The sequence below is a fragment of the Stenotrophomonas sp. SbOxS2 genome (genome assembly GCF_013416715.1).
Taxonomy (GTDB): Bacteria; Pseudomonadota; Gammaproteobacteria; order Xanthomonadales; family Xanthomonadaceae; genus Stenotrophomonas; species Stenotrophomonas lactitubi.
This window is the reverse complement of record NZ_JAAVXD010000002.1, coordinates 231,725-251,942: the sequence shown is the minus strand read 5'-3', so window position 1 is coordinate 251,942 and position 20,218 is coordinate 231,725. Positions and strand designations below refer to the sequence as shown.

Annotated in this window: 17 protein-coding genes; 9 read left to right on the top strand and 8 right to left on the bottom strand. The window is 65.9% G+C overall.

Going from position 1 to position 20,218, the window contains the following annotated elements; all coding sequences use genetic code 11:
* Window positions 1-2: 2 nt before the first annotated feature.
* A complete protein-coding gene (locus HFK18_RS04310) occupies window positions 3-704 on the bottom strand; it encodes a LytTR family DNA-binding domain-containing protein (protein ID WP_180164613.1) in 702 nt (233 codons plus the stop codon).
* Window positions 692-2,290 carry a sensor histidine kinase gene (locus HFK18_RS04305; RefSeq protein ID WP_257216067.1) on the bottom strand — a complete coding sequence of 533 codons (1,599 nt, stop codon included), beginning with the start codon at window positions 2,288-2,290 and terminating at the stop codon, window positions 692-694. Before HFK18_RS04305 ends, HFK18_RS04310 begins: the two co-directional genes overlap by 13 nt.
* 238 nt (window positions 2,291-2,528) lie before the next feature.
* Here HFK18_RS04305 and HFK18_RS04300 point away from each other — a divergent pair, with 238 nt between their 5' ends.
* From HFK18_RS04300 to HFK18_RS04285, 4 genes are all read left to right on the top strand, one after another.
* Window positions 2,529-4,037, top strand: a complete 1,509-nt coding sequence (locus tag HFK18_RS04300) for an alpha/beta hydrolase (protein WP_180164609.1) — start codon at window positions 2,529-2,531, stop codon at window positions 4,035-4,037.
* A gap of 67 nt (window positions 4,038-4,104) precedes the next feature.
* On the top strand, window positions 4,105-5,262 hold the full coding sequence (locus tag HFK18_RS04295; protein WP_180164607.1) for an MltA domain-containing protein: 1,158 nt from the start codon (window positions 4,105-4,107) through the stop codon (window positions 5,260-5,262).
* A 108-nt stretch (window positions 5,263-5,370) separates the two neighbouring features.
* On the top strand, window positions 5,371-5,673 hold the full coding sequence (locus HFK18_RS04290; RefSeq protein WP_089241703.1) for a hypothetical protein: 303 nt from the start codon (window positions 5,371-5,373) through the stop codon (window positions 5,671-5,673).
* Window positions 5,674-5,756: 83 nt separating this feature from the next.
* On the top strand, window positions 5,757-7,802 hold the full coding sequence (locus HFK18_RS04285) for a TonB-dependent receptor (protein WP_180164605.1): 2,046 nt from the start codon (window positions 5,757-5,759) through the stop codon (window positions 7,800-7,802).
* Between the two features lie 50 nt (window positions 7,803-7,852).
* Here HFK18_RS04285 and HFK18_RS04280 read toward each other — a convergent pair whose 3' ends face one another.
* Together HFK18_RS04280 and HFK18_RS04275 are read right to left on the bottom strand one after the other, a co-directional pair.
* On the bottom strand, window positions 7,853-8,917 hold the full coding sequence (locus tag HFK18_RS04280; RefSeq protein ID WP_218946535.1) for a hypothetical protein: 1,065 nt from the start codon (window positions 8,915-8,917) through the stop codon (window positions 7,853-7,855).
* Between the two features lie 5 nt (window positions 8,918-8,922).
* The gene (locus HFK18_RS04275; RefSeq protein WP_218946534.1) at window positions 8,923-10,311 is read right to left on the bottom strand and encodes a DNA cytosine methyltransferase; all 1,389 of its coding nucleotides are present in this window, start codon (window positions 10,309-10,311) and stop codon (window positions 8,923-8,925) included.
* Window positions 10,312-10,598: 287 nt separating this feature from the next.
* Between HFK18_RS04275 and HFK18_RS04270 the strand changes: the two genes are divergently transcribed.
* The 4 genes from HFK18_RS04270 to HFK18_RS04255 all read left to right on the top strand — a co-directional run bounded on the left by HFK18_RS04270 (window position 10,599) and on the right by HFK18_RS04255 (window position 14,430).
* On the top strand, window positions 10,599-11,660 hold the full coding sequence (locus tag HFK18_RS04270; RefSeq protein ID WP_180164601.1) for an ATP-binding protein: 1,062 nt from the start codon (window positions 10,599-10,601) through the stop codon (window positions 11,658-11,660).
* On the top strand, window positions 11,653-13,101 hold the full coding sequence (gene ntrC / locus HFK18_RS04265) for a nitrogen regulation protein NR(I) (protein WP_180164599.1): 1,449 nt from the start codon (window positions 11,653-11,655) through the stop codon (window positions 13,099-13,101). The genes HFK18_RS04270 and ntrC overlap by 8 nt, the downstream gene beginning before the upstream one ends.
* Before the next feature lie 93 nt (window positions 13,102-13,194).
* Entirely contained in the window at window positions 13,195-13,764 is a 570-nt protein-coding gene (locus tag HFK18_RS04260) for a superoxide dismutase family protein (RefSeq protein WP_100554361.1), read from the top strand.
* 33 nt (window positions 13,765-13,797) lie between these two features.
* The gene (locus HFK18_RS04255; protein ID WP_180164598.1) at window positions 13,798-14,430 is read left to right on the top strand and encodes a superoxide dismutase family protein; all 633 of its coding nucleotides are present in this window, start codon (window positions 13,798-13,800) and stop codon (window positions 14,428-14,430) included.
* A 141-nt stretch (window positions 14,431-14,571) separates the two neighbouring features.
* Here the strand turns inward: HFK18_RS04255 and HFK18_RS04250 are convergent, their stop codons facing one another.
* Window positions 14,572-15,459: a hypothetical protein gene (locus HFK18_RS04250; RefSeq protein WP_089241689.1), complete on the bottom strand. Its 888-nt coding sequence runs from the start codon at window positions 15,457-15,459 to the stop codon at window positions 14,572-14,574.
* Window positions 15,460-15,552: 93 nt separating this feature from the next.
* Between HFK18_RS04250 and HFK18_RS04245 the strand changes: the two genes are divergently transcribed.
* Complete coding sequence (locus HFK18_RS04245) at window positions 15,553-16,848, top strand: acetyl-CoA C-acetyltransferase (protein WP_100461806.1); 1,296 nt, start codon at window positions 15,553-15,555, stop codon at window positions 16,846-16,848.
* Between the two features lie 156 nt (window positions 16,849-17,004).
* On the opposite strand, the gene HFK18_RS04240 is transcribed toward HFK18_RS04245, so the two are convergent.
* The 3 genes from HFK18_RS04240 to HFK18_RS04230 form a co-directional block, all read right to left on the bottom strand.
* Window positions 17,005-18,312, bottom strand: coding sequence for a heme biosynthesis HemY N-terminal domain-containing protein (locus HFK18_RS04240; protein WP_180164596.1), 1,308 nt, complete (start codon window positions 18,310-18,312; stop codon window positions 17,005-17,007).
* Window positions 18,313-18,318: 6 nt separating this feature from the next.
* A complete protein-coding gene (locus HFK18_RS04235; RefSeq protein ID WP_180164594.1) occupies window positions 18,319-19,299 on the bottom strand; it encodes a uroporphyrinogen-III C-methyltransferase in 981 nt (326 codons plus the stop codon).
* Between the two features lie 104 nt (window positions 19,300-19,403).
* Complete coding sequence (locus HFK18_RS04230) at window positions 19,404-20,192, bottom strand: uroporphyrinogen-III synthase (RefSeq protein WP_180164592.1); 789 nt, start codon at window positions 20,190-20,192, stop codon at window positions 19,404-19,406.
* Window positions 20,193-20,218 lie beyond the last annotated feature (26 nt).

Genomic DNA, 20,218 nt, shown 5'->3' with positions numbered 1-20,218 from the left:
GCTCAGTCCAGATTGAGTTCAGTGCGCAGCGCCGCGACATGCGCGCGGCCCACGGGCAGCTCCGTACCGTCGCTGAGTACGACCCAGTAACGACTGCCTGACGCGGCATGCAGGCTGCGGACATGCCGCAGGTTGACGACATGGGAGCGGTGGCAACGCACGAACTCCGGCGGCAGCAATGGCCCCAGGCCGGCAAGCGATTTGTCATGCAGTTCGATACGTCCATCGCGCATGCGCAGCTCACTGTAGTCGCCGTCCGCTCGGATCCACTGCACGTCGGCCAGTTCGACCAGCGTAGTCCCCTGCGCACGCCAGATGCCGAGATAGCGGGCGCAGCCGGGCCGGTAGCGGCTTGCGTCGAGCAGCCGTTCCAGCGCCTGGGCCAGGCGCTCGCGTGAGAAGGGCTTGGGCACGAAGTCCAGTACGCCATGCTCGAACGCCTGCAATGCGCGCTCGCGGTGCGCCGACACCACCACGCACTGGTAGCGCCCGGACACCGCGCGGCGCAGCAGCTCGAAGCCATCGTCGCCGCCAAGGTTGAGGTCCAGCAGCAGGCCGTCGTAGACGCTGCGCTGCAACCGGTCGCCGGCAGCTTCCAGATCGGCCACCGCATCGAAACGCGCGCGTGCACCGGCCAACTCGCTGCACATGCGCAGCAGGCGCTGTTGCACCAGGGGTTCGTCCTCGACGATCAGGATGCGCATGTCAGCTCGATCCGGCCACACCAGTGGTCGCCGTCGATGCCCTGCACGAAGCTCCAGCCGGTGGGGCTGGCCGCCGCCAGGCTGGCCTCGATGTAACGTGTACCCGTGCCACGGCCGCGGTGCGGGGCTGAGCCGCGCGCACTGCGCAGTTCCAGTATCCAGCGCGTGTTGTCGCGCTGCACGTGCAGGCGGAAAGGGTGCAGTGCACAGGCACCAGCGCCGGCATGGGTCAGTGCATTTTCCACCTGTGCATGCAGGATGCCTGGCGGCAGCGAAAGCGCCGCATCTTCGCCATCGACCTCCAGCACCATGCGCCGGTCCAGGGCAAGGCCGACGATATCCAGATGGCTGCGGCACAACGCCAGTTCGTCCTGCAAGGGAACGCTCTGGTGGCTGCTGCTGTCGCGCAGGCGATCGAATTGATCGGCCAGCGACTCCACCAGGCGGCTGGCGCGCATCGGCGACTGCTCGATCAGTTCCTGCAGGCAGGTCAGCGTGTTCATCAGCCAATGTGGCTGGATGCCCCGTTGCAACAACTGCAACGAAAGCCGTGCGCGCTCTTCGCGCAGCCAGGCGTTGTGCCGGTCCAGCGCCTGCAACTGGGCAGCGTGGCGCAGCAGAAGGAACACCATCAGCACCGCCAGCAGCAGGAAATACGGGCCATCAAGGAAGGCGCCGCGTGCGACCAGCAGCGCCAGCAGGCCCGCAGACAGCAGCGCCAGGATCGGCCATCGGTCTTCCTGGTCGGCAGGCGCGCGCATCAGCACCCACGCCGAGGCGAGCAGGCTCAACAGCAGCACCGCCGCTGAGCGGGTGTCGAAGCCGGGCAGCGCGATGGCCGCTGCCATGATCAGCGCCAGATAGATGAAACAGCCCGCCCTCGGTAACGGCACCTCGAAGCGACGCGCAAGATAGGCCGGCAGCAGCAGCGCTGCGGTCACATGCAGGGCCAGCAGCGCGACCAGGCGAACACCATGCCAAGGATAGGTGTAGCCCAGCAATGATCGCCACGCCTCGACCGCGGGTAGTGCAAGACCCACCACACCCAGTGCCAGCAGCAGGCGCGCGCCGGGTGTGCGCGTCTGCCCACGCAGCACCGCCAGGAAATACAGGCATGCGGCTGCCAGCGCACCGGTGGCGAAGGCCGCGATCAGCCATGGCAGGATGATCTGGCCGTACAGCACGGGGGCTGGCGCGATCAGTACCATCGCATCTGCGCCATGCAGGGCGAAACGCTGCCGCTGGCTGGATGCAAGCACCAGCAGTTCATCGGTGGCGTTGCCCGACGGCGGCGGTAGCACGCGCACGACGTCTACGCGCCCCGGCTTCTCTTCTTCCGGCGTGCGACCAACAGCGCCATTGCTGATCCATGGCATCCCGTTCCAGTACAGCTGGCTGGCAGCGCGCAACGACAGCCTCACTGTACGTCCATGATCGGTGCCGCTTTCCGGCGCTGGCACCTGCCATCGCAGCCAGTACGGACCATGCCACTCCGCCAGCTGCTGCTGGTCCAGCGGCCGCCAAGCCAGGTGCTGCGGTGGGTGCGTTGGCAGGCCGCCGGATGCCCCGACAGTCGCAGGTGCCATCTGTGCTCCCTGCACAACCCTCATTTCCGGTGGCGGCATCGACACGATCAGCCAAGCGGCCACGGCCGCAAGCAGTACAGCAAGGACAGCCAGGGTTCGTGGGATCTGCATGGCGGCCATCGTATCGGCTGCGCGGAGACATTGGACCGGCGTCTGGAGACGTTCGGCAGAGGGACGCGTCCGCAGCGCTCCGCGGGAGCAGATGCTGGCGGCGCACATCCTTCCATCGGAGCCCAACATGACCCGCAGCGCCTGTACGTCTTCCGGCAGTTTCCAGGTTCGTCGCCCCGTCGTGGCCGTCGCCCTCGCCGCGCTCTGCCTGGCCTTCGCCGCCGCCGTTCCCGCGCAGGCCGGTCCGGCGGCGCTGGCCTTCGAGCCCTACACGCTGCAGACCAAGGGCCATGGCGATATTCCCGCCGAGATCGCCACGCTGGAGGTGCCGCGACGGCACAGCGAGCCGGACGGTCCGCGCCTGCACCTGAAGGTGGTGCGCCTGCGCGCAACGGCCGGCAATGGTCGCGCCGCACCGGTGGTCTACCTGGCCGGTGGTCCGGGTGGTTCTGGTATCGATACCGCGCGCGGTCCGCGCTGGCCGGTGTTCGACCAGGTGCGGCGCGAGACGGACGTACTGCTGCTCGACCAGCGCGGTGCTGGCCAGTCCGAGCCGCCGCCGGAATGTCCGCATGAAACACGATTCGACGACGCCCAACCGCTGCAGCGCGATACGGCGCTGGCCGCAGTGCAGGCCACGGCGGCGAAGTGCGTAGCGTTCTGGCGTCAGGCCGGTGTCGATCTCGGCGCGTACACCACGGCCGAGAGTGCCGGCGACCTTGACGACCTGCGGCGCGCGCTGGACGTACCGAAGATCAGCCTGTGGGGCATGAGCTATGGCACCCATCTGGCCCTGGCCACGGTGCGCCTGCACGGTGCCGGTCTTGAGCGCGTGGTGCTGATGGGATCCGAAGGTCCCGACGATACGCTGAAGCTGCCGCTGAGCAGCGACGCGCTGCTGCAGGAGCTGGCGGTGCTTGCGCGCAAGGACGGCTTCGACGATCTCGCCGGATCGGTCACCCGCGTGCTGCAGGCGCTGCGTGAGCAGCCGCGGCAGGGCCGCAGCCACATGCATGAGGGCCGCCAGGTCAGCATCGGCCTGTACGACGCGCAGAGCGTCATCGCCAACATGCTCGGGCAACGCATCACCCAGCAGTGGCTGCCGTTGGTGCTGCGCGAGGCCGAGACGGGCAACTACGACCCGCTGGCCGACCTGGTGCTGATCGGGCGCGCCCAGTTCGCGCAGTTCCCGGCCATGGGCCTGGCGATGGACGTCGCCTCCGGACAGAGCCCGCAGCGCCGGGCGCTGGCCGAAGCACAGGCACGCCAGAGCCTGTTCGGCGACGGGCTGAACTTCCCGTTCCCGGCCATCGGCGATGGCCTCGGCCTGGCCGATCTGGGTGAGGACTTCCGCGGCCCGCTGCACAGCGAGGTGCCGGTGCTGTTCATCAGCGGTACGCTGGATGGGCGTACGCCCCCGGCCAATGCCGAGGCACTGCGGCCGGGCTTCAGCAACGGCCACTCGCTGCTGGTGCGCAACGCAAGCCATCACAACGAGTTGTGGACAGGCAACCCGGCCATCGCCCGCAGCATCGTCGACTTCCTCGCCGGCCGCGTTGTGCGCGATACCGTGCTCGACGTGCCGCCACCGGTGTTCGCCACCCGCAGCAGTGAGTTGCTGGGCGGCAAGCGATAGGGTCCACCGTGTGGCGCAGGATGCGATCCCGGTCCTGCGCCACGCCCGATTGCACTACATTGGGGCAATGACTGACCTCATCGCCCCCTTCAACCGCACGTGCTGGAGCCTTCTTGCGCTTGCCGTGCTTGCTGGCTGTTCCACCACCGGCACCCGTCCTGAAGCCCCTGCTGCAGCAACGCCTGCCGCCACTTACGCCAAGGTCGACTGGAACACGTTGCCGACCGTATCCGATAGCGACCTGCAGGCAGGCTTCGCCGCCTGGCGCAGCAGCTGCACCCGGTTGAAGAACGATGCGATCTGGGCAAAACCCTGCGCGACCGCCAGCACCGTGTCCGACAAGGACGCCAGCGCGATCCGCGCATTCCTGCAGCGCGATCTCGATGTCTATTCCCTGCGCGCCGGCGGCCATCGCGCCGACGGCCTGATCACCGGCTACTACGAACCCATCTATCCGGGCAGCCTCACCCGCACCGACACCGCCACCGTGCCGGTGTACGGCACACCCGATGATCTGGTGGTGGTGCAGCTGGAGAGTGTCTATCCCGAATTGAAGGGCAAGCGCCTGCGCGGCCGCGTGGAGGGCAAGGTGCTGAAGCCCTACGACGATGCCGGCAGCATTGCGACCAAGGGCGCCAAGGCGCCGGTGCTGGCCTGGCTGACCGATCCGATGGACCTGCAGCTGCTGCAGATCCAGGGCTCGGGCCGCGTGCGTCTGGCCGATGGCAGGCAGGTGCGGCTGGCCTATGCCGAGCAGAACGGCCATCCCTATCGCGCGATCGGCCGCTGGCTGGTGGAGCAGGGCGAGCTGAAGAAGGAAGACGTGACCATGGACGCGATCCGCGCATGGGCGAAAGCACATCCGGCACGCGTACCGGAGCTGCTGCGCAGCAATCCCAGCTACGTGTTCTTCGTGCGCAGCGCGGACAGCCCGGAAGGTCCGCGGGGTTCATTGAACGTGCCGCTGACCGCCGGCTACAGCGTGGCGGTGGACCGCACCGTGGTGCCGCTGGGCAGCCTGCTGTGGCTGTCGACCACGCGCCCGGACGGTACGCCGGTGGTACGCCCGGTGGCCGCGCAGGATACCGGTGGTGCCATTGCCGGTGAGGTACGCGCCGACCTGTACTGGGGCAGTGGCGAGGCCGCCGGCAAGCTGGCCGGCGACATGAAGCAGCAGGGCAAGATCTGGATGCTGTGGCCGAAGGGCGTGGCGTTGCCGCAGTAGGTCAGCAGGGGTCAGATCCCCTTCCGCAGGAAAGGGATCTGACCCCATATGCCTGATAATGGCGCTCTTCCGATCTCTCCGGCCGCACCTGCGGCCAGGACAAATGCAATGAAATACGCAAAGAACAACGCAAAATCCAACACGAAGAAGTACTACAAGCACTGGGCCGAGTCGGGCCTGGGCAAGGGCAACGTGCTGATGGAAGCCCGTGGCGAGAAGATCGTGCGCCAGGTCGAAATCTACGGCACCAAGATGGTCTGGGCCGATGAGCATGCCCACAGCGATGATCGTTTCCTGCTGGCTGACCAGCCGGTGTCGTTCATGGATTTCGACGAAGACGACGAGATCAGCGCACGCGAGTTTGAGATTGCCTGGAAGAAGGCCCGGGAAGCCACCGGCTACCCCGTTTAAGGTCGAGGAGCCTGCAGTCATCGGATGGTCGGCGGAATCGAAATGTTATAAAGTTTCATTTCCAGCCTCCCCCCTGCCTCCCGATGAAGACTCCCACGCTGGTGGCCGCGCTCGCGGCCGCCCCGTTCGCCCCTGAAGCATTCGCCCAGTCCGCCGACGCCGCGCTCACTCTGGGCAAGGTCGATGTGCACCAGCACAGCGAGGGACAACTGAGCGCGCACCAGGTGCTGACTTCGGTGGACGTGCTGGGCGCGGACCAGATCGAAAGCCGCAACGTGTCACACAGCTGGGAACTGCTCGGGCAGATGCCCGGTATCCAGCTGACCGAAACCCGGCAGGGCGCAGAGTCGGGCAAGGTCAGCTTCCGCGCCTTCAACGGCGAGGGCTACCTCAATGCCATCAAGACGCTGATCGACGGTATCCCCAGCAACGTCAACAGTGGCAACCAGCGCTTCATCGACATGCTGTTTCCGCTGGAAATCAGCTACATCGAAGTGGTGCGCGGTACCAACGACCCGCGCTACGGCCTGCACAACATCGGTGGCAACGTGAACTTCGGCACGCGCCAGGGCGGCACCTACACCGACGCGCGCCTGGCCTACGGCAGCTACAACACCCGCGATGCGCAGCTGGCGGTGGGTCGCGAAGCCAACGGCTTCGCGCAGAGCTACTTCGTCGGCACCCAGGCCAGCGACGGCTACCGCGACCACGACAGCTCGAAGAAGTACTCACTGGGCGGCAAGTGGTTCTTCGGTTCGCTGGAGGACGGGCTGCGCATCGGCCTGACCGCGCGCGCCTACCACCATGAGGCCGACGAACCCGGTTTCATGACAGCCGAAGAGCTGCACGCCGGCCGCCGCCGCAGCGACCTGCGCAACGCCAATGACGGCGATGACCGCGACATGCGCCAGTTCGCCGCGCACCTGGACATGAAGCTGACCGACGCGGTGACCTTCGGCACGCGGCTGTACTACAACCGCTATGAAGACGACCGGCGGGTGACCTTCAGCGATCTGCCCACCGGCAATCTGCCGCGCCAGCGCCGTGTGTGGGACGAGCGCCAGACCGGCCTGCTCGGCACGCTCACCTGGCAGGCCAGCCCCATGCTCACCGTGGAGGGCGGACTGAACTACGAGCAGCAGGACAACGGCTACGTCCGCGAGCGCTACGCCTACGCCGAACCCACCGATTTCAGCCGTCCGCCGGCACGCGTGCAGAACAACGACCGCCACAGCTTCGGCAACTGGGGCGCGTACGTGCAGGCGATCTACCAGCCCGCCGACGCATGGAAGATCGTGCCGGCCTACCGCGTGGACCGTTTCAGCGGCCACACCCGGCTGATGAACGGCGCCACCGGCCGCCTGCAGGACTACGGCAGCATCGGCCAGCCCAAGCTGAGCGTCATCCACAGCCTGGGCGAGCACACTCACGTCTACGCCAATTGGGGGCGCACGTTCCAGGTGCTGACCGGTTCCACCGCACCGGCCTACCTCACCCCGGGGCAGGCACCGATGCAGCCCTCCACCAACACGGGCATGGAGCTGGGCCTGAAATTCCAGCCCTTTGCCGGCAGCCAGGCCCGCTTGGCGGTATGGCAGCAGGATGCGGAAAACGAAGTGTCCAACATGCCGGCCACCGGCACCACGGTCACGCTGGGCAAGACCCGCCGCCGCGGTGTGGATGCGCAGATCAGCGCGCAGCTGGGAGACGCGTGGACCCTGTGGGCTTCGCATGCCTACCAGGAAGCGAAGATCACCCGCGACGACCGCGCGCCCGGCGTGTCCCTGCAGGGACGCGAAGTCGCGGCCACGCCGCGCCACATCAGCAACCTCGGTCTGGACTACCAGGCCAGCGATGCCCTGCAGCTGGGCCTGCAGGCGCGTGCGCAGGGTGATTACTACCTGGAAGAGCGCAACGTCACGGGCAAGTTCGGTGGCTTCGCCGTGCTCGACCTCAGCGCCAGGTACCAGATCACCCCGGCCTGGAGCGTGGACCTGCAGCTGAAGAACGTCACCGGCCGTGAGTACGCCTACGCGTGGTACGACAGCTTCTTCTGGGACAGCGCCCGGCCGATGTTCTCGCCCGCCCCGGGCCGCGCAGTCTTCGTTGGGCTCAACATGAAGCTGTAATCCGACACCCAAAAGTTGCCCGTCACGCTAACTGCTAACGCATACGACACTCAACCCTTCAGGTGATCAATCCATTTCTCAAGACTAATGAGGCGTCCCTTCTCAATGTGCTGAACAACATCGCGCATTGTGGCTTCTGGGTGCTCCCCATAGGTCGCTAGGAGTGCATCCGTACTGATGTGGACCACATGGCGAAACATATGGTTATTCGAAGCCAAACGTTCGCAGGCACGCTTTAGACGGGCGGGATCGAATTCATTCGTGACAAAAACATAGTCAAACGGCTCTGAGTGCGACTCAGCAGCGAGATAGTCGCCAAAGTCAACGACGAATTGCTTTTCCCTGTCGGCCCTCAAGCTCCACTTGACTGTAACCAAAACCCTCTTGCCAGGAGCGATAACTGCAAGGTCAACTTTGTTAGGTTTGTCGCCTTTCCGGGCGTTACTAAATCCGGGCAAGTCTTGCAGCGCGCTTCGACTGCGGATTGATATATTTGGTCCGCATGTTCGGCTTAACATTTCGGCCAAGACATCTTCAAAGCCCTCACCAAGAAGATTCTTTCGCTTGTTCTCCAATGCTAAATATTGGCGAATGCGATTTACAAGACCCTGCCATTGTTCACTCGAAGGCTCCCTAGATAAATTGTCACCTAGCGCGCTTCGGATGATCCCTGCCAGTTCTGGGTCTTCGCCCGGTCTTGGAAATTTTCTGTCCTTATATGGGCCTCGTTGTTTTTCAGCGGTGGCCGCAACTCGTTCTGCACGATGCAAGACCTCTGTGGCGAGATCCTTGGCTGCTCGCATGAATAGCCAATCAAGTTTCTCAGAAAGCTCATCTGGCTCAACTTCAAAGGCTTCAGAAAGCCAGCCGTGAAATGCTAGGGATCTCGCATACCAATTCTTTCCTGGCTGGCACTTGTCGCTCTCATAACAGTGTGCCAATCCGGTGGTCTGATCAGTCCAGAGAAGCATTTCATACACGAATTTCCACGCAGCCGTAGGGCACGTATTGGCCACCTTGTTGGTAAAAAATATATCAATCAGGCGCTTCCGATTAAGTGCTCCAAATGCTGCTTTTACCACAGCCGCATCCTGCGTTTGATCTTCAATATTCATCATCGTTAGCTTGCAATGGCAGTGATTGGGCGTTGATGGCTGTCGGCGAGGAGGATTGTGCGAAGTTCATCGGCAATTGCTTTCGCCAATAATGGTGGAACTGCATTTCCAACCTGTCGGTATTTTGAATGCGCAGCGCCACCTTGGTGTCGGCCGGCGATTACACCCTTGGTGGGGTTGGTTGTGAACACGAAACGGTCAGGAAATGACTGGAGTCTCGCGAACTCCCGCACTGAGAGAGCACGTGCAGAGTCGTAGTGATAGACCGAATCTCCTTTGGTATTGAGTGTCCACGCCCAAATGCTAGGATGCAGCCTTCGGTAAGCGTAGAAATGTCTTCTGGAAAGGCGTCCGGTGCCGTTGTCCTGTCCCCATCGTTGTCCGGTTATATAGCGCTCCAGCAGTGCATCCTCCAAGTCCCGGTGATTGCCGCCAGGAGGGATTCCCTGCAGACGCAGTTCTGTATCCCGGTTACTGCGCGGAACCTGAAGGTTGGTCAAATATTCTCCTGCTCCTTGGCGCATTGCACGCTGGTACGCAGTTGCTGCCTCCGGAAATTCAGAATATGGCTGACAGTCAACTCTATTGCCAACTTTCAATTGAGTTAGATCCGAAATTGCGTCGGAGGAACTAACAATTGATGCGTCTGAAGAATTGGATAGTGCACAACTGATCAGCGAGCTAAAAATACCCTGCTGAGTTACGATTTTGTAAATGGGGCGGCGCGACCCAGAGAAACGCCCGAGAGTGATCGAGTCAGTAGCTCCTGATCCCCTCAAGATTGGTGGATCTACGCCCAGAGAGGCTAAGATTCCGATAAAAATCAATCGTTTTCGAGTTTGAGGCACTCCGAAATTCGCAGCATCTAACACTTGCGGACGAACTACATACTGGCCACCGATTGATAGATCGTCAGCAATTTGCTCACGCACACCCATCTGGTCCATCCCTGTGACGTTCTCCATCACGAACGCCATGGGTTTAGATTTTCCCAGAACAAGGACGAATTCTCGATACAGCTCGTTTCTCGGATCATCAATCACGCGAGAGTGATTTCGAACTTGAGAGAACGCTTGGCACGGCGGTCCTCCAACCAAGATCGAAGCATTCTTTGCGGCGGACATTATTTTTCTTTTCACCGCCGCCTGCCGAATATCGCCCGTAATCACCTGCGCTTCAGGGAAATTAAGCGCGTAGGTTGCCATGGCATCGGGATCATTGTCTGATCCCGCGATCACTTGGAATCCAGCCTGCCTGAAGCCCTCCGAAAGTCCGCCGGCTCCAGCAAATAGATCCATTACCGTCAGTTTGGGTGGAGGGGAGGGCAACATCGCCGACTTTCGTCTGGAGGGGCGAGGTGAGGTTCCAACGGATAAGGGGGGGGCGTTCTTCATGTGTAGTCTTGTTTGACAGGTACTTCCATATGATTCCGGCAGCGGGTCTCATGGGGTGAGTACAGTCTACCGCCCGGTCTGCACGAATGCCCTAGACCAGAATCTGGGCTGTGGATCAGAGGTGTTCATGGCCGTGAGGGAGGACGTGCCGCTTTGCGCCGAACCGATGCGCAAGGCCCAATCTACGGTCTTGGTTCGAGGTCTCAGATGTGATGCGCTCCGCCGCGCGGCATCTGAGAACCGAGTCGCCTTGGTTGATCAGATTGGTTTTGCACTACATTGGTGCAATGTCCGACCCTGCACCCCCGCCGTCCCTCGATGCCCTCGGCACGCCGCTGGCCTGGTCCGGGCCCGATGGCCGCATTGCCGGCTGCAACCCGGCCTTCGCGCGCTGGCTGGGCGTCAGCGGCCGGCGCCTGCTTGGCCAGCCGTTGGCCGCGCTGGAAGTGCAGGGCGAGGCGCTGGCCCATTTCCTGGCCCGCGACGAGCGCGACAGCCTGCGCCTGAACCGGTTGGCGCTGGCCTTGCCCGGCGAGGCGGCGCGTTTCGCCGAAGGCTGGATGAGCCGCCGCGACGATGGCGGCTGGCTGCTGGAGGCGCATCCGGTCGATGAGTTTCCCGGGCTTGACCCGACCCAGGCCCTGCCCAGCGCGCTCAGTGCGGCGCTGAAGGGCCTGGCGCATGAGCTGCGTAATCCGCTGGCCGGGTTGAAGGGCGCCGCACAGCTGCTGGCCCGCCGCGCGGCGCAGCGCGATGCCGGCGAACGCGAGTTGATCGATCTGATCGGTTCGGAGATCGAGCGGCTCAATGGTCTGCTGGAGCAGCTGCTGTCGCCGGCGCCGGCCGCGCCGCATGCGGCGCTGAACATCCACGCCGCGTTGGAGCGCGTACTGCGCCTGGCCGAGAACGAGGCCGGCTGGGCGGTGCGCCTGCAGCGCGACTACGACCCCAGCATCCCCGAATTCGACGGCGACGCCGACCGCCTCACCCAGGCGGTATGGAACCTGGTGCGCAATGCCATCCAGGCCGGCGCCGGCAACATCACCCTGCGCACCCGCGTTGAACACGGGGTGCGCATCGCCGAACAGCTGCACACCTTGGCGTTGCGCCTGGAAATCGCTGACGACGGCCGTGGCGTGCCCGAGGAACTGGCCGAACACCTGTTCCTGCCGCTGGTCAGTGGCCGCGCCGAAGGCACTGGCCTGGGCCTGGCGCTGGCCCAGCAGGTCGCACGCGAGCATCGCGGCACGCTGACCTACCGGTCGCGCCCGGGCCATACCGTATTCACCCTGCTGCTGCCGATCGGCAACGGAACCGCCACCGCCGAGGAGGCCCCGCGCGATGTCTGAGTCTTCCTCGTCCGCGCCATGCATCTGGGTGGTCGACGATGACCGCGCCGTGCGCTTCGTGCTGTGCACCGCGCTGCGCGAAGCCGGCTACCAGGTGGTCGACTTCGACAGCGCGGCACCCGCGTTGAAAGCGCTGGCCGAAAGCCCGCCGCCTGCGTTGCTGTTCACCGACGTACGCATGCCCGGCGACGATGGCCTGGTGCTGCTGGACAAGCTGAAGGCTGCGCTGCCGCAGTTGCCGGTGGTGGTGATGTCGGCCTACACCGATGTCGCCAGTACTGCCGGTGCGTTCCGCGGCGGCGCGCATGAGTTCCTGTCCAAGCCGTTCGACCTGGACGATGCGGTGGCGCTGGCCCAGCGCGTGCTGCCTGCAGTGGCGCCGGCCATGGCCGCGCCCACGCCTGCCGCAGACGCAGCCAGCGACCAGCCGCCGCAGCTGGTGGGCGACACGCCACCGATGCGCGCGCTGTTCCGCGCCATCGGCCGCCTCGCGCAGGCACCGCTGGCGGTGCTGATCATCGGCGAGACCGGCACCGGCAAGGAGCTGGTGGCCAATGCGCTGCACCGCGAATCACCGCGTGCGCAGCATCCGTTCGTCGCGCTGAACACCGCCGCGATTCCCGCCGAGCTGCTGGAAAGCGAGCTGTTCGGCCACGAGGCGGGTGCGTTCACCGGCGCGCAGCGGCGCCATATCGGTCGCTTCGAGCAGGCCAACGGCGGCACCCTGTTCCTTGATGAGATCGGCGACATGCCGTTGCCGCTGCAGACGCGCCTGCTGCGTGTGCTCGCCCAGGGCGAATTCTTCCGCGTGGGTGGACGCGAACTGATCCGCGTCGATGTGCGCGTGGTCGCCGCCACCCATCAGGATCTGGAAGGCCTGGTCGCGCAGGGAAAATTCCGTGCCGACCTGCTGCACCGCCTGGACGTGGTGCGCCTGCAGCTGCCGCCGCTGCGCGAGCGGCGCGAGGATATCGCACAACTGGCCACCACCTTCCTGGCCGCTGCCGCACGCAAGCTCGATACGCCGCCCAAGCGCCTGACTGCGGCTGCATTGCAGGCGCTGCGCGAGCACGACTGGCCGGGCAACGTCCGCGAACTGGAAAACGTGTGCTGGCGGATGGCTGCACTGGCTGCCGCAGACACGATTGGCGTGGCCGATGTCGATACCGCGCTCAACCGCACCCGCAGCCGGCGCAGCAGCACGGCTGCCGGCGATCCGGGCCAATGGGAAGCGCTGCTGTCCGAATGGGCACGCCGGCAGCTGGCCGAAGGCACCGAGGGCCTGCACGCACAGGTACGCGAACGGGTCGACCACGCCCTGCTGGAGGCCGCCCTGCAGATCACCCACGGTCGTCGCGCAGAAGCCGCCGCGCGGCTGGGCCTCGGCCGCAATACGCTTACCCGCAAGCTGGGCGCCGGTCGCCGTCGCGGCGGCCATTGAACGGTGCCTGCACGCGATCCTCGCACCCGCTTGCCGAACTGTTGATCCTCCATGGACGATGCCGTCCGTAGTGTTACCTGCAAGGAGTCCTTGATGCGTTTGTCCTTCGCCCTTCTGCCCTTGTCCGCCGCCGTGCTCCTGTCCGCTTGTGGCAGCGCGCCGAAGAAGCCGCAGCCCACACCGCCTCCGGCAACGGTGGTCAGCACCGCCAAGCAGGCCGAAGCCAATCTGGCGCCTGCCTCGGCCAGCATCGTCAGTGGCCGCCTGGCGTTGATGGTGGAACCCGGCGGCGTGCACCTCACCGGTCTGGTGGGAGGCCTGCAGCCGATGCAGCAGGCCGGCTTCCACATCCATGAGCGCGGCGACTGCAGCGCGGTGGATGCCAGCAGCGCCGGCAACCACTTCAATCCCGCCGGTGTCGCGCACGGTCGTGCCGGCAGTGGCAAGCACCACCTGGGCGACATCGACAACCTGCAGGCCGATGCGCAGGGCCGTGCCAACATCGATGTGCATCTGAAGGGCGTTACCCTGGGCGGAGGCGCCGCCACGGATATCGCCGGACGTGCACTGGTGGTGCACGCCAGGGCCGACGACTATCGCAGCCAGCCCGCCGGCAATGCCGGCGTCCGCATCGCCTGCGGCGTGATCCGGGTAACCCGCTGATCACGCCCCCGGCATTTTCCAAGGAGAGTTTCCATGCGTCTGATCCACACTTCGCTGTTCGCCGCCATCGCTGCACTGGGCCTGGCCGCCTGCAACCAGCAACCGGCCGCACCGGCCGCCGAAGCCCCGGCCACCACCCCGGCCGAAGGTTCGGCAGCACCGGCCGATCCGGCCACTGCACCGGCTACCGCAGCGGCCCCGGCAGCCAATACCTCGGCCACTGCCGAGCTGGCACCGACCCAGGGCAATGAAACCAAGGGCTCGATCACCTTCAAGCTCGTCGACGGCAAGGTTCACGCGTCCGGCCAGATCACCGGCCTGAAGCCGGGCAGCGAGCACGGCTTCCACATCCACGAGAAGGGTGACTGCAGCGCGCCGGACGGCATGAGCGCCGGCGGCCACTTCAACCCGGGCAAGCAGGACCACGGCAACGTGGCCACCGATCCGCACCACGGCGGCGACATGCCCAACATCAAGGCCGACGACAAGGGCGTAGCCACCGTCGATGGCCCGGTGTCGAGCAACGTCAACATCGGCAAGGGTGATGATTTCGACATCATCGGCCGCGGCCTGATCGTCCACGCCGACGCGGACGACTACAAGACCCAGCCGACCGGCAACGCCGGTGCGCGCCTGGCGTGCGCGGTGATCAACAAGGCCCCGTAAGAAATGAAAAAACGCCGGCGCAAGCCGGCGTTTTTCTTTGCACTGCTTCCTGTAGAGCCGAGCCCACGCTCGGCTGCTCTTCCGGGGCCCTGAGCCGAGCATGGGCTCGGCTCTACAACACGTCGCGGCCACCGTTTCCTATCAGCGCGCCAGCAGTTCGCGCGCGTCCTGCCCAGCCTCGCAATGCACGAACAGCACCGGCACACCGTGCGCTTCCAGCACCGCGGCCATCTGCCGCTGGCGCATCAGGAACTGCTCGTAGATGCCCTGCAGGCGCTCGCAGTCACCCTTGCCGTGGTTGTAATGGGCGCACCAGCCGGCCGGATCGAACAGCGCCATGCGCGCTTCACCCTGCGTATAGCGCAGCAACGGCTCGGGCGCGTCACTCAGCCATTCATCCTGGCCCGGGGCCATGATCGCGGTTTCAATCAGCGGCCACAGCGCGGCCAGGCCCTGGTTGTCGTACTGCATCGACATCATCGCGGCCAGATCGTTCACGGTGAAATAGCGTGCGTGCTCGACGCGTGCACCGAACGTGTTCTGTGCCATCAGCGCGGTATCGGCATGGGCCATGCCATTGGCCAGCAGCACCTCTTCCAGCGCATCGGCCACGGCCGCCGTGGTTGCCACCTCGCTGCCGGTCAGCAGGAACGGCACCACCCGCAGGCCACCGCCGACCAGTGTGGCGTCGGCCTGGAACGGCAGCGGTACATCACCGCTGGCATCGGCGCCGAAGGCCAGCACGCGCGGGCCTTGGTTGCGGCCGGGCGCGCGCATCTGCAGTTCTTCCAGGCGGCGATGGATCGGCCAGCCCGGGCGAAGCACTTCGGCCGGATCGAAATGGGCGGCGGCGAACACCAGGTCCAGCTCGGCCACCTGTGGCACCAGCTTGGACAGGTCGCGGCCGACGCGTTCGGCCAGTTCACCGGCCTGTTCAGCGCTGAGCACCGCCTGGCGGGGGATTTCGCCGCCGGCCAGTTCCAGGGCCAGCACGCCAAGGGCATTCATCGCAGGGTCGGGTTTGCTCATGGTTCCACGGTTGGCCCATCACAGGGCGGCAGCTACACTTGGCCCCATTATGCCTGCTCTGTCGTGCAGGCCATGTTGCAGACACCCTCATCCATGCCAGGTATCTCCATGCCCAACGCTCGTCCCGTCGCCATCCTCGGTGGCGTCCGCATTCCGTTCTGCCGCCAGAACACCGCGTATTCGGATGTCGGCAACCTCGGCATGTCGGTGCGCACGCTGGGAGCGCTGGTCGAGCGCTTCGGCCTGCACGGCCAGCAGCTGGGCGAAGTAGCGATGGGTGCGGTCATCAAGCACTCCAGCGACTGGAACCTGGGCCGCGAAGCCACGCTGTCCTCGGGCCTGTCGCCGTTGACCCCCGGCATCACCCTGCAGCGTGCCTGCGGCACCTCGCTGGACAGCATCATCACCGTAGCCAACAAGATCGCCCTGGGCCAGATCGAGTCCGGCATCGGCGGCGGTTCGGACACCACCTCCGACGTGCCGATCGTGTACGGCAAGAAGCTGCGCGCCCGCCTGCTGGCCGCCAACCGTGCCAAGACCACCGGCGACAAGATCCGCGCGCTGACCTCCGGCTTCAAGTTCGCCGAGCTCAAGCCGGAGTTCCCGGGCGTGGCCGAGCCACGTACCGGCAAGAGCATGGGCGACCACTGCGAGGACATGGCCAAGGAGTGGAACATCTCGCGCGACTCGCAGGACGAGTGGGCGGTGTCCTCGCACAAGAAGCTGGCGGCCGCCTATGAGCGTGGCTTCTTCAACGACCTGATCGCACCGTTCCGCGGCGTCGAGCGCGACAACATCCTGCGCGCCGACACCTCGCTGGAAAAGCTGGCGACGCTGAAGCCGGCCTTCGACAAGGTGTCCGGCCGCGGCACCCTGACTGCTGCCAATTCCACCCCGCTGACCGATGGCGCCGCCGCCGTGCTGCTGGCCAGTGAGGAGTGGGCGCGGGCGCATGGCCACGAGCCGCAGGCCTACCTGCGCGATGCACACGTGTCGGCCGTCGATTTCGTGCACGGCGAAGGCCTGTTGATGGCACCGACCGTGGCCGTGCCGGAGATGCTCAAGCGCAACGGCCTGACCCTGCAGGACTTCGACATCTACGAGATCCACGAAGCCTTCGCCGCACAGGTGCTGTGCACCCTGCGCGCGTGGGAGAGCGAGGATTACTGCCGCAACCGCTTGGGCCTGGATGCGCCGATGGGCCGCATCGACCCGGACAAGATCAACCTGCTGGGCTCGTCGCTGGCCACCGGTCACCCGTTCGCCGCCACCGGTGCACGCGTGATCGCCACGGCGGCCAAGCAGCTGGCCGAGCGCGGCGGTGGCCGTGCGCTGGTGTCGATCTGCACCGCCGGTGGCATGGGCGTGGTGGCGATCGTCGAACGGTGATGCGACTGCTCTGGTAGATGCCAAGCTCGCTTGGCACTGCTCGATGAGCATCCACGCATGGCGTGGATCTACACACGAAAACGCCGCCCGATGGGCGGCGTTCTGGTTATGCGGTTGCGAAAGTCGCCAACCAAGGTTGGCGTCTACCGAAGCGGGCTACGGCAACCGCGGGTTGCCGAACGCGTCGCGCTCTTCGTTGGCGTCATACACCGGCGGCAACGGTGCAATCGGCTGCTCTTCGACGGTCGCATGCAGCGGCGTGTCAGTGGCCGCTGCCGATGCCCGCACCAGCGCCACGCTGTCTTCGCCACGCTGCAGGCGCAGTGCGTTGGTCAGGCACTGCGCGGCCAGTACATGCTCGCCACGCTGTGCGAAGGCTTCACCCAGCGCCTCCCACGCAGGAGCGCCGGCACCCGCGGCGATGGCTTCATGCAGGAACGCATCGGCGGCGTCCCACTGCTGCTGCGCCAGCGCGATGCGGCCCTGGGCCAGGCGCAGGGCGGCGGAGTCGTCGTGCACGTTGCGCCAACGCTGCAGGTTGGCCTGGCGTGTAGCCAGACGCTCGGCCGGCAGACGGCCATACAACGCCACCAGTTCGTCATCCCAGCGGTGGTCCAGCGCCTGCTCAAGCGCCAGCAGCGCCGGTTCGTCCCAGTCCAGTGCAACCGCACGGGTGGCGTAGGCGGCCACCACGTCCGGGGTCGGTCGCAGCGCCTTCGGCGTGGCTTCCCATTGCGTAGCCAGTGCGTTGACGTCGCCGGCTTCCAGCAGTGCCTGCGCGGCCAGGCGTGCTTCCAGTTCGCTGCTGGCCTCGGCCGGCAGCACCTTGGTCTGGCGCAGTGCACCCAGCTGGCCATAAGCCTCATGCGCGCGGCCAGCACGGGCCAGCGCTTCGGTACGCAGCCACAGACCGCGCGGCGGCAGCGGCTGGATCGCGGCGACGTCCAGTGCGTTGATCGCATCCACCGGCAGATCGTTGGCCAGCAGCTGTTCGGCGCGCAGCAGCGCCTGCAACGTCGCATCGCTTTCGCCCAGACGCTGCAGCAGCGCCTCGGCAGCGGGTGCATCGGCGCGCACCTGCGCACTGCGCACGGCATTGGCCAGCGCAACGCCACTCACTTCCGGATCCTTGGCGGCGCCGTCCAGCAGCTTCTCAGCACGCTGCCACTGGCCATGCTCGTAGGCCAGAAGGCCATCGATCAGGCGCACCCGGCCCTGCTTGCGGCGGTAGCGGCCCCAGGCACGGAACGGTGCGGCGATCAGGCTCCACAGCAGCCACAGCACCAGCACGCCGATCACCGACAGCAGCGCCACCTTCGGCAGGTTGCTGTGGTAGTCGTAGCCGGCGTAGCGCAGGGTTACTTCGCCGTAGCGGTTCAGGTCATCGGTGCCGAGCCATTGCGCGGCAACCACGCCAATGGCCACTGCCAGCAACAGCACGACCAGTGATTGCAGGGGTTTCATACGGGCTTACCTCCGGTCGGTCTGGGTACGCAGTTGTTGCAGGGTGCTGCCAAGCACGGTGTTGTCGGCCTGCAATGGCAGCGTGCGCAGGGCATGGAGTTCAGCACGTTGCGCGCGCAGGTCCGGTGAATCCGGCCAGCGCCGCTGCGCCCAGAGATCGATTCTGTTCAGCGCGGCATCGCGGCCGCTGCCGTCGCCGCGCTCGATCGCTGCACGGGCCAGGGTCAGTTCCAGCTGCAGCGCTGTGTCGATGGTGGTGCGCTCGGCCGAGGTCAGCGGGCCGTTCAGACGGCTCGGGGTGATGTCCACGAAGGGCGCCAGCGCGGCCTGCCACCACGGTTTAGCGGTGTTGTCGGCGGGCGTCTGCGCGATCTGCGAAGGCAGGCCCTGCAGCGCCTTGCCCAGTGCGTCCAGGCGTTGCAGCGACTGCACGCGAGGGCCCGCGCCCAACGCATCCAGCGCGTTGCGTTCCTGCACCAGTGCCTGGCGCAGGTTCAGCCCGTCGCTGTCGGGAAGATCGGCCAATGCCGTGGCGGCCAGCGCATACAGACGGCGCGAGCCCTCCACGTCATCGGCGAAGGCCAGACGCTGCGCAGCCTGGGTCAGAAGGAGTTCGGCCTCATCACGCTGCACCGCCTGGCGGCCCTGGTTGGCGCTGTCGGCCAGTTTGGCCAGGTTTTCTTCCAGCAAGGCACTGCGCTGCGACAGGCCCAGCATTTCGTCGCGCAGGACTCGATTGGTGGTGGCCGCATCCTGCAGGCGCTGGCTGGCAGCGCGCTGGTCACGGCGCAGGGCCTCGACCGTGGCCTCCAGTCCCTTCAGCTGCACGGCGGTGGTCTGCGCCTGCGCCAGCTGGTCGCTCTGCTGCTTCTGCCAATAGTGGTAGCCGGCATAGCCGCCCGCGCCCAGCACCGCCAGCGCGGCAAGCGGCAGCAGCCAGCGCACGGGGCGATGGGGCGATGGAGCGGGCGGCAGAGTGTCGTTCATCGGGCTTCCTTGTCGGCGGCAACGCCGGAACAGATCCGGCAGGCAGCGTTGTGCACAGCATCACTGTTGCCAACGACACCGGCAAGCCACTGCCGGGTGCCTGTTCAGGTCGCTGCCGGGCCGGTGAGCGCAGTGTGTGCAGCGGCGATCAACTGAAGATGGGTGGGACCCTCGCTGCGCACTATCCGGGTCAGCCCCAGTGCCTGCGCCTGCGCGCCCAGCCGCTCGCTGGCCACCAGCGCGATCGCGTTCGCCTGCAGCCGCTGCTGCCAGTGCGCGGGCAGCTGCTGCCAGAAACGCTGCAAGGCCTCGCCACTGCTGATGGCCAGCAGCCAGGGCGACGGAGAACGGGCCAAACGCGCCAGCATGCGCCGCGACAAGCGCAGCGGCAGCCGTCGGTAGACATTGGCGCGGGTGATCTGTGCGCCTGCGGCCTGCAGTTCGGCGGCAATCAGGCCACGCCCTCCCGGTGCGGTCACCAGCCCGATCTGCATGCCCCGCACATCGCCCAGCACCGGCATCGCCAGCAGGCCCTCGCTGTCCATCCGCTGGGGCGCATGGACGTCGGCGACGCCGTGCGCCAGCAGCGCGCGCGCGGTGCCCTCACCCACGGTCAGCCACGGGCTGCGTTGCGCTGCCGCCAGCGGTAGCAGGCTGGCCGCCGCCGCGACGGCCGCCGGACTGGTGAACACCACCCGATCGCTGGTCAGCGCACGTTGTAATTGCTGCGCTGCAGCAGTGTCATGCAGACGTTGCAGCCGCCAGGGCGAAAGCGCGACGGTACGGCCTCCCAGCGCTGCTGCGGCGTGGCGCAGCGCCGCCTGCTGGCCCTGCGGGCGCAGTGAGATCAGGGTCCAGCCAGTGGGTATCGTATGGTTGGCCATTCCCGTCATTATGCGGGCCCTTTGTTGTCGTGGTT